Raw genomic sequence first — 12,464 nt, 5'->3', positions numbered from 1 at the left:
CAAATCGAGCAGGAGCTGATACCGATGGTGGAATTCTTCGCGACCGACCTGGACCCGGCGCGCCTGGACCGGGCCCGCCGGATGCTGGCGGACCTGCGGACCGTGCCGGCGCTGGCGGACCGCTACGCGGCGCTGGCCGACCTCGACTCGGTGGCCGACCTGGCGGCGGTGCCGGTGATGCGCAAGGACGACCTGCAGGCCGCCCTGGCGCACCTGCGACCCCGGGCCGCGCAGGGGGCCACCTGGATCTTCCAGAGCGGCGGTAGCACCGGCGCGCCGCAGGTCGGTCACGCGCCGACCGGACTGTACATGCGCGAGGTGTACGAGCACTGGCAGCCGCTCGGCCCGGACGACGTCTTCGTCAACGGCTGGAGCGCGGGCAAGATGTGGGGCGCGCACTTCCTGGTCAACGCGTACGTCGACCACACCGGCTGCACGGCGATGAACGTCGGCGCGCTGGGCCGGGAGGAGCACGTGCCGTGGCTGGAGTTCTTCGCCGGTCGCGGGGTGACCGCGATCGGCGGTACGCCCAGCGTGCTGGCGCTGCTGTTCGCCAGCGCCCGGGACGCCGGGGTGAAGCTGCCCGACCTGCGGTCCGTGCTGTGGCTCGGCGAGGCCTGGGACGCGCGGATCGACGACGACCTGCGGGCGGTCGCGCCGGACGCCCGCCGGTGGGGGATGTTCGGCAGCACCGAGACCTGGGTGATCGCGACCAACACCCCGGACTGCGCCGCGGACACCTGGCACCCGCTGCCGTCCCAGCTGATCGCGGTCGGCGAGGACGAGATGCTCGACTTCACCTCGCTGCACCCGCAGGGGCTGAACCCGGTGCTGCGCTACCGCACCGGTGACGCCGGCCGGTTCGTCGAGTGCGGCTGCGGCCGGCCCGGCCGCGCGGTCCGGGTGCTGGGCCGCCGGGACGGGCTGGTGAAGTTCCGCGGCCACCTGCTCAACATCGCGGACTTCGTCGACGACGTGGCGGCCCGACTCGGCGTGGCCCGGGCCCAACTGGCCGTCCGGGCACCCGCCGACCGGGGAGCCGTGCTGGAGGTGCTGGTGCTGCCCGACCGGGACGCCGGGCCGGACCTGGCCGACCAGGTACGGCGGCACCTGCTCGGTTCCGGGTTTGGCCCGAGCATCGTGTTCCAGCGCAACCCCGACGCGCTGGAGGTGACCGTGGTGGACGCGTTGATCGCCAATCCCCGTACCGGGAAGGTCGGCAACCTGGTCCACCGCGACGGCTGAGCCGACCCACGGTGCGGAACGGCCCCGGTGCGCGGCGCGCACCGGGGCCGATGTCCGGGCCCGGCGGGTCCGTCGCGGCGGACCCGCCGGTCAGGCCGGGTCGCCGACCGCCACCGGCTCGGCGCCGACCCGGTCGGCCGGCTCCGCCGCCGGCTCGGTGAATGCGGCCGGCTCGGTGAACAGGGTGGCGTACCGGGTCCGCAGCTCGCGCTTGAGCACCTTGCCGGTCGGGCCGAGCGGGAAGTCCCGTTCGGTACGGGCGATCCGCACCGCGGCCAGCGGCGCCAGCCCGGCCGCGACGAGTTCGGCGTTGGCCTTGTCCCGGATCGCCTCGGCGGTCCGGTCCCGCGCACCGGCCTGGGTCCGCACCACCGCGATCGGCACCTGGCCCTGGCCGTCCGGGCCGGGCACGCCGATCACCGAGCAGTCCTGGACCACGTCCGCGCAGTCGGCCAGCAGCACCTCCTCCACGGGCAGGCTGTAGACCGGGCCGGTCGCGGTGTCGATGACGTCGACCGTGCGGTCCAGGTGGTAGAAGTTGCCCTCGGCGTCCCGGCGGGCCACGTCACCGGTGAGCCAGTACCCGTCCAGCTCGAAGCTGGCGGTCAACCGGGCGTCGTGCCAGTAGCCCGGGGTCCGGGACGGCGTCTTGACGCCCAGCAGGCCGACGGTGCCGTCCGGCAGTTCCCGTCCGCTCTCGTCGAGCACGGCGGCGGCGGTGACCACCTCCAACGGCTTGCCCACGCAGCGGTCGTTGCGCGGGGTCTCCGGCGTGGTGATCCCGCCGAACAGCGCCATCCCCATCTCCGAGGAACCGAGCCCGTCGACGAACTGGGAACCGGGCAGGGCCGACTCCGTCGCCGCCTCGCTGGGCAGCAGCCACGGCTTGATCAGGCCGGCCGGCCGCTCGCCGAGCTGGACCAGCCGGCGGATGTGCCCGTGGTGCGCCGAGTCGCCGGTGTTGAACCAGGAGTGCACCCGGGCGGCGCCCTTGACCGGCAGCTCGCCGGTGGCCAGCTCCACGAAGGTACGCGGGAACGAGGCGATCATCGTCGGTTGGAAGACCTCCATCACCGGCTCCACCGCCGCCCGGCGCCAGTCGGCCATCACCACGGTCGGCAGCCCGAGCAGGACCGCGGTGAGGAAGTAGCTGAGCCCGCCGGCGTGGGTGTGCGGCATCAGCGACATCAGCCGGTCGTACGGCTCGGCCGGGAAGCGGACCATCCGCGGCTGCTTGCCCTCCCAGAACTGCCGGTGGGCGAGCATCGTCGACTTCGGTGTGCCGGTGGTGCCGGAGGAGTGGATCAGCGCCACCACGTCCGTCGGCCCGGGCCGGTACGGGTACTGCGCCGGCAGTTCGACCGACGCCGCGTCGAAGGCCTGCACTTCGGCGGTCAGGGCGAGGAACCGGGGGCGGCGGCGCGGGTCGGCCCGGTAGGCCGAGGCGAGCCGGGTGGTGTCGTCGGCGACGACACCGACCACGCCGACGTGCTCCAGGTAGCGGAGCATGACGTCCGGCCGCATCGCGTCGTTGACCATCGCCGGGATGGCGCCCAGGGCGGTCAGGGCGAGGAAGTGCAGCAGCGGTTCCAGCCCCTCGGCCACCACCACCGCCACCGGCTCGCCGGGGCGTACCCCGCTGGAGTGGTACCACTTCGCGTACCGGTCGCGCAGCACGGCCAGGTCGAGCAGGCTGTGTCCGCGCAGCACCACCTGGCCGCGGTGGTCGGTGTGGTGGCTGAACACGAACGGCACGGCCCGGTTCGGGTTGCTGTCCACGGCGTACGCCAGGAAGTTGCCGGCACCGAGGTCCGGCTCGGTCATCAGCCGTTTCCGGGCCTCCAGCGGGGCGACGGACGTCGGCGCGGTCTCGCTCACAGTGGTCTCCCGATGCTCTGGTGGTGGGTGGTGATCTCCGCGGCCGCCCGCAGGCCCGAGCGGATCGCGCCTTCCATGAGCCCGAAGAACTCGGTGCTCGTCTCGGTCCCGGCCCAGTGCACCCGGTGGTGCGGGGTGGTCAGGTGCGCGCCGTGCTGGACCCAGTCGCCGGGGCCGAACAGGGCCGCGTAGCAGCCGCGGCTGTACTCCTCGTGCACCCAGTCGGTGATCTCGACCCGCAGCGGGGCGGGCAGCCCGGGGAACAGTTCGGCGGCCTGGGCCACCGCCTCGTCCCGTTGCCGCTGGTGCGGCAGGGCGGTGAACCGGTGCGCCTCGGCGCCGGTGACGAACCCGGTGAGCACGCCGACGGCGCCGTCGGCCGGCGAGTCGTCCACGGTGGACAGCAGCGGTCCGGCCGCGCTGACCGACCAGCCGGACAGGCCGCGGTCGCGCCACAGCGGGCGCGGGTAGACCAGGTGCACCTTCACCGCGCAGCCCGGTGCGGTCCGCCGGCCGGCCCGCCGCTCGGGCAGTTCCGGGGTGTGCGCGATGGCGTCCGCCAGCAGCGGCGGCACCGCCAGCACGACCGCGGCGCAGTCGTACCGGCCGGTCGTCGTGCGCACCGTGACCCCGGCGGCCTCCTGGTCGATCGCGCGGACCGGCTCGCCGAGTCGTACCCGGTCGCCGAGCCGGCCGGCGAGCCGCTCGCACACCTGGTGCGCGCCGCCGTCGACCCGGGCGTCCTGGGCGCCGCCCTCGAACGCGTTGAGGTACCGCAGCCCACCGCCCGAACGCAGGTAGAAGGCCATGTGCAGGACGGAGACGGCGGCCGGGTCGGCGGCCATCATCTCGCCCAGGAAGAGCGGGAAGAACAGCCGGGCGTCCGGGTGGTTCATGTGCCGTTCGGCCCACTGGGCGGCGGTCAGCGTGTCCAGCTCGGCCGCGTCGGGGGTCAGCCACGGCGCCTCCGGGTTGACCCGCCGGGTCAGCTCGTCGAGCAGGTCGAACAGCTCGCCGAGGGCGACGGCGTGCAGCGGCGGGAACCGGCCGGGCCGGGTGCCGGTGGCCGTGCCGAGGGCGAACCGGCTGTCCCCGGTGACCGAGGTGGGCACGGTCTTCAGGCCGAGTTCGTCGAGCAGGGCGGTCAGCGCCGTGTGCCGGTCGCCGAGATAGGCCGCGCCCGCGTCGACCCAACTGCCGGGGGAGACCTCGATGCCGTACGTCCGGCCGCCGACCCGGTCGCGGGCCTCCAGCACCGTCACGTCGACCCCGTCGGCGGCGAGCCGGGTGGCGGCGGTCAGGCCGGCCAGTCCGGCCCCGACGACGACGACCTTCACCGCAGGGTGCTCGCGATCCGGTTGGCCAGCGTGCCCGGCGTCGGGGCGAGCAGGAAGTCGTCGAAGGACAACTCGACGTCGTACGTCCGGGCCACGGCGCTGAGCACCCGGGTGGCCAGCAGCGAGTCGCCGCCGGAGTCGAAGAAGTCCGACTCCGGTCCGATGTCCGGGGTCTCCAAAACCCGGCGGAAGATGTCCGAGATGCCGTCGACGGTCACGCGATTGCCTCCTTGGGATGGTGCCCGGTGGTGTGCCGGCGGTGGGACGCCGCCCGGTCGACCTTTCCGCTCGCCGTCCAGGCGAGGTCGGCCACGACGGTGATCCGGCCGGGTACGAGGTGCCCGGGAACCCGGTCGCGCAGGAACCGGGTCAGCTCGCGGGCCAGCCCGGCGGTGTCGGTCCCCGGCAGCGGCAGCACGTACGCGGCCAGCGTGACGTGGTCGGCCGTGCCCACCCCGACCACCGCGGCGGCGCCCACCGCCGGGTGGCCGGCCAGGTGGGCCTCGACCTCACCCGGGTCCACCCGGACCCCGCGGATCTTCACCTCGTGGTCGAGCCGGCCCCGGTGCAGCAGCGCGCCGTCGGGCAGCCGTTCGACCCGGTCACCGGTGCGGAAGTACCGGCGCGGCCCGTCGCCGGTGTCCAGGGTGGTGAACCGGTCGGCCGTGGCGGCCGGCAGGCCGTGGTACCCGGTGGCCAGCGCCGGCCCGCCGATCAGCAGTTCACCGTCGGGCGTGACGTGTTCCCGGACGTGCGGCAGGGCCCGCCCGATCGGCACCGGCCCGGCGGACGCGGTCGTCCCGGCGGCGGATGCGGTCGTCCCGGCGGCCAGCGGGCCGTGCAGCTCCGCGGCGTGGGTGACCAGGGTGGTCTCCGTGCAGCCGTACGTGTTCAGCAGCCGGATCCGGTCGGTGCCCAGGCGCCGCCAGTCGGCCAGCCGCGCCGGGCTGACCGCCTCTCCGCCGATCACCACCAGCCGGAGGCTGTCCGGCAGCGCGGCCGGCTCCTCGACCAGATGCCGCACCAACTCGTGCCAGTACGCGCTGGGCAGGTCCAGCACCGTGAGCCGCTGCCGGTCCACCATCCGCAGGAACCGGCGGAACGAGCCGGTGTACGCCTCGTCGTCGAAGACCACCGTCGCGCCGGTGGTCAGCGTGGGCAGGATCTCCTCGAAGCAGGTGTCCCAGTTCAGCGACGCGAACTGCAGCACCCGGTCGGCGGCGGTGAGGCCGAACGCCGTACCCAGCGCGGGCACCGCGCTGCCGATGGCCCGGTGCGGAGTGACCACGGGCTTGGGTCGGCCGGTGGAGCCGGAGGTGAACAGGATGTAGGCCGGCGCGTCCGGGTCGGTGTCGGTCAGGCCGGCTGTGGCGAGGTCGGCCGGTTCCGCCGGTCCCGCCGGGTCTGCCGGTCCTGCCGGGGCGGCCGGCTCCAGGGTGGCGTCCAGGGTGGCGTCCAGGGCGGCGTCCAGGGCGGCGGCGCCGAGGGCGGTTCGGCAGCCGACCGCGGTCAGCATCGACCGTCGCCGGGCCGGCGGGAAGCCGGGATCGACCGGGCAGTACGTGCCAGCCGCGGTCCACACGCCGAGCAGACCGACCACGGTGGCCGGCCCGTGGCCCGCGGGCACCGCCACCACCCCGGGTCGGGGGCCCAGGCGGTGGGCGACCGTGGTCGCCGCGGCGACCAATCGGGAGTAGCTGATGGTGCGCCCGTTGTGGACGACCGCCGGCGAGTCCGGACGCGCCCGGGCAGCGTGGCGGATCGCGTCGACGAGGTTCTCGATGATGCCACCTCACCTGGTAGGCCCCGGAGACGAACGCGAGCAATGGTCACATCGACGACTCGGAATTCACTGCGGATCGGGTGCGGATCCGCCACAGGCGACCGCCGCCACCGCGGCCGTACGGCGGTGCCGCATCCACTCGTCGACCAGGTCCTGGTCGACGAGCTCCGCCCCCCGGGCGCGGGCGAACCGGTAGACCAGGTCATGGAACCGGTAGCAGTCCGGTCCGGCCTCGGCGACCAGGTTGACCGCGATCAACTCGTCGATCAGCCGGCGGACCCGGCGGGCGCTCGCGTCCGCGGTCGGCACGGTGGTGTGGATGCACCGCGCCGAGTTGGGGTCCAGACCCAGCCGGCCGAACAGGTGGGCGGCCGCCGGGCTCAGCGACCGGTGCGCGCTGGCCAGCGCCGCGTGGACGCTGCGCAGGTCGCCCACGAGCAGGTCGTCCGCGCTCTCCACGAGTTCGTCGGCGAACGACGCCAGTTCCTGGCCCGGTCGCGCGGCCAACTTCGAACCGACCAGCCGGATCGCCAACGGGTAACCGCCGCACCAGTTCACCACCCGGGACGCGGCCGGATCGCGTAACCGTTCGGCGCCGACGATCCGTTCCAGCAGGTCGTGGGTGGCCCGTGGGTCCAGCGGCGCGAGGGGCAGCGCGTGCACCGCGTGATGGGCGGCCAGCTCCGCCAGCCGCAGCCGGCTGGTCGCCACCAACTGGCTGGCGCCGGTCGGCGGGACGAGCGGCAACAGTTGGTCGGCCGTGCGGGCGTCGTCCGCCACGATCAGGACCCGTCGCCCACTGACCAGCGTGCGGTAGATCGCCTGCCGTTCGTCCAGGCCGTCCGGCAGATCCCCCCGCGGTACGCCGAGCGCGACCAGCACGGCGCCGAGCGCGGCCCGCCCGCTCAACGTCCGGACCGGATCCTGGCCGTGCAGGTCGACGAAGATCTGCCCGTCGGTGAAGCGGTGCGCGACCGAGCGGGCCCACCGCACCACCAACGCCGTCTTCCCCAACCCGCCGAGCCCGGAGACGATCAGCACCCGGGGCTCGTCGTGGTGGCCGGTGGCCGCCCGGTCCAGCGCCCGCAGCTCGCCGTCCCGGCCGGTGAAGTGGCCGACCCCGGCGGGCAGCTGGGCCGGCGTCAACGCGGGGCGCGGGGCCGGGCCGGCGGCGCCGGGGGGCGTCGGCGGTCGTTCCGGATCGCCGCGCAGGATGGTGGCGTGCAGGCCGCGCAGGTCCGGACACGGGTCGCTGCCGACCTCCTCGGCGAGCTGGTCACGGAGCGTCTGGTAGACCCGCAGCGCGTCGGCCTGCCGGTTGCACCGGTAGAGCGCGCGCATGAGCTGACCGGCCAGCCGCTCCCGCAACGGGTGCGCAGCCGCGGTTGCGGTCAGTTCCGCGACCAGCTCGTAGTGCTGACCGAGCTTCAACTCCGCCTCGAAGCGGTCCTCCAGCAGCCCCACCCGTAACTCGGTCAACCGGGTGCGGTCCACCTCGACGCCCGGCGCGCAGACCCCGGCCAGCGGTTCGCCCCGCCACAGCGCCAGCGCGTCCCGCAGGTGGGCGACGGTGCTACCGGGCAGGTCGGCCCGCCGGGCCCGACGCACCGCATCGGTCAGCCGGCGCAGATCGGTGTCGCAGGCGGTCGGGTCGAGCAGGTAGCCGGGGTGCCGGGTGACCAGCGCCGCCCCCACCTTCCGGCGGATCTCGGAGACCAGGCCCTGCACCCGGGACCGGGGCGCGGCAGGGTAGTGGTCGCCCCAGAGCGCGTCGACGAGCCGCTCGGTGGAGACCACGGCACCGTCGGCCAGCGCCAGGACGGCGAGCAGGTTCCGCTGCAGCGGGGACAGCGATACCGCCAGTCCGGACACGAGGACCTCGACCGGACCGAGGAGGAGCAGCTGCAGCATCCGAGCCTCCGCGAATTCGCTGGGAACGTCATCCAAGCGTGAATATCGACGGCTCGCCATGTGGGCGTGTCTCGACCATTGCCCTGTAACGGGACGGCCGAGGCAATCGCCGCTAATAAACCGGTTACAGCGGAACGTGACAAGCCATCACTGTCGGTTTCCGCCCGGTCATGACGGATTGGGCCGGTGGCGTGGCTCCGGTGCTCCGGACGCCTGCCAACCTTGACATGGAGGTCGGACCCCGTCATGCCGGGGATATCACCGGGGATCGGAGTCGAGCGGTCCGAATCATTTCGGTAAAGGGTGGTGGGCGGCATTTCTCATTGCCGTTCACCGGAGCGGCCGATTATTCCTCGTATCGTCGTACAGGTTTTTCGCCGGGCCGTGCCGGATCCGCTCGGCCGATCGGATGGGGCCGATGTCGGCCCGGGTGGGTCGGCCCCGCCGCGCTGGCACGACGGGTGGTGCCGCCGTGGCCGGGTTGACACGGCAGGCTAATAGTATTAGCTTTTTGGCTATGGGGTCTAGCTGATCCGCGGACCGTCCGATCGGCCCGCGCAGCGTGATCGCCGGTCCACACCCACCCCTCGATCGTTGGAGCATCCTCATGTCCGGTCCCTTCGCGCGCCCTCGGTCGGGCGCCGCCGCGTTCGCCCTCGCCGGCGTCCTGTTCGTCCTCTACCCGGCCCTGCGGCCCTGGCACGACGAGTCCACGACGGACGGGGCGATCGCCTCGATGAGTTCCGGGGCCTGGGTCGCCGCTCACCTGTTCGCCATGCTCGGCTTCATCCTGCTGCCGCTGGGGCTACTTTCCGTGCGGCACGTGGTGGGCACCGGGCGGGCCGGGTCGTCCGCCTCGGCCGCCGTGGTGACCACCTGGATCGGGGCGGGGCTGACGCTGCCCTACTTCGGCGCGGAGGACTTCGCGCTGCACGCCATCGCCGGTAAGGCCGGCGCCGGGCAGAATCTCGACGTCCTGGGCCTGGCCGAGGCGGTCCGCTTCGGCGCCGTCGCGGCCACCACCTTCGGTCTCGGGCTGGTGCTGCTGGCGGTGGGCGCGGTGCTGACCGCCGTCGCGGTCTGGCGCTCGGGCGTACTGCCCCGGTTCAGCGGGGTGCCGTACGCGCTCGGGTTCGTGCTGTTCCTGCCGCAGTTCTACACCCCGCCGGCGGCCCGGATCGGGCACGGCGTACTGCTCGGGGTGGGGTTGTGCTGGCTGGCCGCGGCGTTGTGGTCGAGCCGGCCAACCAGGGCGTAGCGCCGCCGCGCTGGCGCCGGACGACCGACCGGGAGCGGGTACCCGAGGTCGCGCCCGGCGCAGGGGTGGGGGCCCTCCGCCGGGCGCGGGTCTCGTCGGTGGTGCTCAGTTCAGGCCGCAGGTGGCCAGGTTGAGTTGCGGGTCGGGGCGGTTGTTGTCGCCCCGGCCGATGGCGGTGGCGATCCGGTTCAGTACCGCTGTGCGCTTGTCCTTCAGTGGTCCGAGGATGGCGTTCTGGATGAAGTTCGGTCCGCCCTGTGGGTTGACGGCGAGTTGGGCCAGCCGGTTGTTGGCCTCGGCGATCTGTTCGTCGAGTTGGGCGAGGTTCCGCTCCACCTCGGCGCTGGCCTGGGCCGGGATGTTGGCGAACCGGCCGCGTACCGTCGGGCAGTTCACCGTCTGGGCCCCGGCCACCGCGCCCCCGTTACCCGCACCGGCACTGCCGTTACCCGCACCGGCACTGCCGTTGCCCGCGTTGCCGGCGTTGCCGTTGCCGGCATTGCCCGCGTTGCCGTTGCCCGCGTTCCCCGCGTTGCTGTTGCCCGCGTTGCCGTTGTTTCCGGCGTTGCCGTTCAGGCCGCAGGTGGCCAGGTTGAGTTGCGGGTCGGGGCGGTTGTTGTCGCCCCGGCCGATGGCGGTGGCGATCCGGTTCAGTACCGCTGTGCGCTTGTCCTTCAGTGGTCCGAGGATGGCGTTCTGGATGAAGTTCGGTCCGCCCTGTGGGTTGACGGCGAGTTGGGCCAGCCGGTTGTTGGCCTCGGCGATCTGTTCGTCGAGTTGGGCGAGGTTCCGCTCCACCTCGGCGCTGGCCTGGGCCGGGATGTTGGCGAACCGGCCGCGTACCGTCGGGCAGTTCACCGTCTGGGCTCCGGCCGCCGCGACCTTGTTGCCCGCGGGCGCCTTGGCGACCTCACCGGCGGACGCGAAGTGCAGCCCGGCTCCGACGATCACCGCTGCGACGATGCCGATGCCGGCGACCTTCGCGATCCCCTGTTTTTGCGTACGGCTGACCATGCACCTCTCCTTCGATGGACCGCGGACAGGACTCGATCCGCGTACGCGGACGCCGCCGACGGTGCGACATGACGATCGAGAGGACGTCGGTGCGCCGGAGTTGGCCTCAACCGACGGCGCGTCGTCCCTGGTGCGACGACGCACCCGTTGCCTCCTACGACACCGAGTGGTCGGATCCCCAACCGGCCGGCCCGACCAGCGCGCCCGGATGGTCATCCTCTCTGGCTACAGGTACGCAACCGGGCGTGGGAGCGGTTCAACGGTGCCGCCGACTACTTTCAGCAATATCTCGGCCACGACAAGCGTTCGGCCCTGAGTGTCCCAAGAGGCCGGTCGCGCGGACCGTCCACACTGGAACTCTCGGAGCCTGTGGTCCGGCGGTACTATGGCCGACCGCCGTTCCGTCAGGCGACTCGCAGAGTGAGCGGACCTCGGGACACGACGATGGAAACCTCGGCGCCCAGCGCCTCGGCGTACGCACGCAAGGTGTCCAAGCTGTCGACCTGGCCATGCTCAATTTGGGAGATCCTGGCCTGGCTGACCCCGAGCGCGACGGCGACTTCAGCCTGAGTGAGCCCCGCCGACTTGCGCATCTCGGCCAACTCGTGTCCCCGGATGCGACCAAGATTTTCTGCGCGGATCGTGGCCCGTTGCGCCTGGGCTTCCGCGCTGGCGAGCCACGGCTGTCGGGCCATCGCCTCAGCCTTAACATCACTCCACCGGCCCCCGGTCATGACCACTCCTCACTCTTCCGTTCGGTCATGTATTCCTCGTACCGGCTCTCTGCGACTGGGATGTTCTCCCGGTACCACTGGCTCCATCGGCCAGCCTTGTCTCCGGCGACCAGGATCACTGCCTCCCGCTCGACGTCGAAAACGAACAGGAGGCGTATCTCCGTTCGTCCGGCTGAACCGGGCCGCAACTCTTTCAAGTTGTGAAGCCGGCTGCCGTGAATCCGATCAACCATGGGCCGACCGAGGCCGGGACCAGCCTCCGCCAAGTGGTCGATCGCCTCCATTACCCGACTGGCGCTGATCGGATCAGACTCGCACAGGTCGAGGAACCACTCCTCGACCGAGGCGACCAGCACGACCTCCCACATACCCAGACTATAAACCATGGCTTATGTCGCTGACTCGCCAACGAGGGAATCACTGACGGGACCGGCCGCACGTGATGATGCGGGCAGATCAGAGGATCGATCTGCCCGCACCCGGTCGGTGTGGCCGGCTCAGACGGCCGGGCCGGGCGGTGTGGGCCGGCCCGGCGTGGTGTACGAGCCGGTGACGGCCACATCCTCGGACGGCATGAGGAGCCACAGGATCGGATAGATCAGGATCTGGCTGCCGGGGATCACCAGCAGGACGAGGACGAACAGCAGCCGGGCCGGCCACGGGTCGATGCCGAACCGGCGGCCCAGTCCGGCGCAGACCCCGCCGAGCACCCGGTCCGCGCGCGGCCGGGTGAGGCCCTGCCGGTGGAGCGAGTCGTGGACGGTGTTCATGATGGCCTTCTCTCCCTCGATGTGATGCCACCAGCGTCCCGCGCCCGGCCGCTCGCCCACATCGGGGACCGCCCCGGAAACAACCCCGATGATCGACGTCACGCCAGCTCAGGGGCTGGCCGCGCAGGGCGGCGCGGGGTGGTGGTCAGCGCTGCGGCACGGCCATCTCGCCGAGCAGTGACCAGTCGTCCTGCGGCACCGTCGTGTTCACGATCCGCGGCGTCTCGGCGAGATGCGGCGGCAGGGTCTGCCGGGCCCGCCGGAAGTGGTCGGACTGGACGTGTGCCGCGCCCGCCGCGTCGTCCCGGAACGCCTCCACCAGGACGTACTCGGTCGGCTCGTCGACGCTGCGGGACCAGAGGAACCACAGGCAACCGGGTTCGGCGCGGGTGGCCCGGGTGAACTCGTCGGCGATCTCCGGCCAACGGTCGGCGTACTCGGGCAGCACCCGGAACCTCGCGGTAATGAAGATCATGTGCCCGCCTCCCTGCGGTCGGTGGTCCCTCGCCGGCCGATCCTAGTGCCGCACGGCCC

Annotated in this window: 12 protein-coding genes; 2 read left to right on the top strand and 10 right to left on the bottom strand. The window is 72.6% G+C overall.

Annotated features, from left to right (window positions below; all coding sequences use genetic code 11):
• Nucleotides 1–24: 24 nt before the first annotated feature.
• Complete coding sequence (locus tag ACFOX0_RS26810) at nucleotides 25–1,245, top strand: AMP-binding protein (RefSeq protein WP_377550987.1); 1,221 nt, start codon at nucleotides 25–27, stop codon at nucleotides 1,243–1,245.
• 90 nt (nucleotides 1,246–1,335) lie between these two features.
• Here the strand turns inward: ACFOX0_RS26810 and ACFOX0_RS26805 are convergent, their stop codons facing one another.
• The 5 genes from ACFOX0_RS26805 to ACFOX0_RS26785 form a co-directional block, all read right to left on the bottom strand.
• Nucleotides 1,336–3,123, bottom strand: a complete 1,788-nt coding sequence (locus ACFOX0_RS26805; protein ID WP_377550984.1) for a class I adenylate-forming enzyme family protein — start codon at nucleotides 3,121–3,123, stop codon at nucleotides 1,336–1,338.
• Entirely contained in the window at nucleotides 3,120–4,460 is a 1,341-nt protein-coding gene (locus ACFOX0_RS26800) for a flavin monoamine oxidase family protein (protein WP_377550982.1), read from the bottom strand. Before ACFOX0_RS26800 ends, ACFOX0_RS26805 begins: the two co-directional genes overlap by 4 nt.
• Nucleotides 4,457–4,678 (bottom strand): acyl carrier protein, encoded by a 222-nt coding sequence (locus ACFOX0_RS26795; protein ID WP_377550979.1) that lies wholly within the window; start codon nucleotides 4,676–4,678, stop codon nucleotides 4,457–4,459. The genes ACFOX0_RS26800 and ACFOX0_RS26795 overlap by 4 nt, the downstream gene beginning before the upstream one ends.
• The gene (locus ACFOX0_RS26790; RefSeq protein WP_377551050.1) at nucleotides 4,675–6,222 is read right to left on the bottom strand and encodes an AMP-binding protein; all 1,548 of its coding nucleotides are present in this window, start codon (nucleotides 6,220–6,222) and stop codon (nucleotides 4,675–4,677) included. The genes ACFOX0_RS26795 and ACFOX0_RS26790 overlap by 4 nt, the downstream gene beginning before the upstream one ends.
• An 87-nt stretch (nucleotides 6,223–6,309) precedes the next feature.
• On the bottom strand, nucleotides 6,310–8,154 hold the full coding sequence (locus ACFOX0_RS26785; protein WP_377550977.1) for an AfsR/SARP family transcriptional regulator: 1,845 nt from the start codon (nucleotides 8,152–8,154) through the stop codon (nucleotides 6,310–6,312).
• Nucleotides 8,155–8,761: 607 nt separating this feature from the next.
• Between ACFOX0_RS26785 and ACFOX0_RS26780 the strand changes: the two genes are divergently transcribed.
• Complete coding sequence (locus tag ACFOX0_RS26780; protein ID WP_377550974.1) at nucleotides 8,762–9,412, top strand: hypothetical protein; 651 nt, start codon at nucleotides 8,762–8,764, stop codon at nucleotides 9,410–9,412.
• Nucleotides 9,413–9,517: 105 nt separating this feature from the next.
• On the opposite strand, the gene ACFOX0_RS26775 is transcribed toward ACFOX0_RS26780, so the two are convergent.
• The 5 genes from ACFOX0_RS26775 to ACFOX0_RS26755 form a co-directional block, all read right to left on the bottom strand.
• On the bottom strand, nucleotides 9,518–10,426 hold the full coding sequence (locus tag ACFOX0_RS26775; RefSeq protein WP_377550972.1) for a hypothetical protein: 909 nt from the start codon (nucleotides 10,424–10,426) through the stop codon (nucleotides 9,518–9,520).
• A gap of 404 nt (nucleotides 10,427–10,830) precedes the next feature.
• The gene (locus ACFOX0_RS26770) at nucleotides 10,831–11,160 is read right to left on the bottom strand and encodes a helix-turn-helix domain-containing protein (protein ID WP_377550970.1); all 330 of its coding nucleotides are present in this window, start codon (nucleotides 11,158–11,160) and stop codon (nucleotides 10,831–10,833) included.
• The gene (locus tag ACFOX0_RS26765) at nucleotides 11,157–11,528 is read right to left on the bottom strand and encodes a type II toxin-antitoxin system RelE/ParE family toxin (RefSeq protein ID WP_377550967.1); all 372 of its coding nucleotides are present in this window, start codon (nucleotides 11,526–11,528) and stop codon (nucleotides 11,157–11,159) included. The genes ACFOX0_RS26770 and ACFOX0_RS26765 overlap by 4 nt, the downstream gene beginning before the upstream one ends.
• Before the next feature lie 129 nt (nucleotides 11,529–11,657).
• Nucleotides 11,658–11,930 (bottom strand): PspC domain-containing protein, encoded by a 273-nt coding sequence (locus ACFOX0_RS26760; RefSeq protein ID WP_377550965.1) that lies wholly within the window; start codon nucleotides 11,928–11,930, stop codon nucleotides 11,658–11,660.
• Between the two features lie 145 nt (nucleotides 11,931–12,075).
• Entirely contained in the window at nucleotides 12,076–12,405 is a 330-nt protein-coding gene (locus ACFOX0_RS26755) for a putative quinol monooxygenase (RefSeq protein ID WP_377550962.1), read from the bottom strand.
• Between the last annotated feature and the right edge of the window lie 59 nt (nucleotides 12,406–12,464).

Source organism: Micromonospora zhanjiangensis (assembly GCF_042650605.1).
Lineage (GTDB): Bacteria > Actinomycetota > Actinomycetes > Mycobacteriales > Micromonosporaceae > Micromonospora_J > Micromonospora_J zhanjiangensis.
Note: the sequence above shows the minus strand (reverse complement) of the source record. Positions and strands in the feature narration are given on the sequence as shown.

Excerpts from the sequence above, each read along its gene's own strand:
- ACFOX0_RS26810 (WP_377550987.1), top strand. The coding sequence starts at position 25 with ATGGTGGAATTCTTCGCGACCGACCTGGACCCGGCGCGCCTGGACCGG.
- ACFOX0_RS26785 (WP_377550977.1), bottom strand. The coding sequence starts at position 8,154 with ATGCTGCAGCTGCTCCTCCTCGGTCCGGTCGAGGTCCTCGTGTCCGGA.
- ACFOX0_RS26780 (WP_377550974.1), top strand. The coding sequence starts at position 8,762 with ATGTCCGGTCCCTTCGCGCGCCCTCGGTCGGGCGCCGCCGCGTTCGCC.
- ACFOX0_RS26775 (WP_377550972.1), bottom strand. The coding sequence starts at position 10,426 with ATGGTCAGCCGTACGCAAAAACAGGGGATCGCGAAGGTCGCCGGCATC.
- ACFOX0_RS26770 (WP_377550970.1), bottom strand. The coding sequence starts at position 11,160 with ATGACCGGGGGCCGGTGGAGTGATGTTAAGGCTGAGGCGATGGCCCGA.
- ACFOX0_RS26765 (WP_377550967.1), bottom strand. The coding sequence starts at position 11,528 with ATGTGGGAGGTCGTGCTGGTCGCCTCGGTCGAGGAGTGGTTCCTCGAC.
- ACFOX0_RS26760 (WP_377550965.1), bottom strand. The coding sequence starts at position 11,930 with ATGAACACCGTCCACGACTCGCTCCACCGGCAGGGCCTCACCCGGCCG.
- ACFOX0_RS26755 (WP_377550962.1), bottom strand. The coding sequence starts at position 12,405 with ATGATCTTCATTACCGCGAGGTTCCGGGTGCTGCCCGAGTACGCCGAC.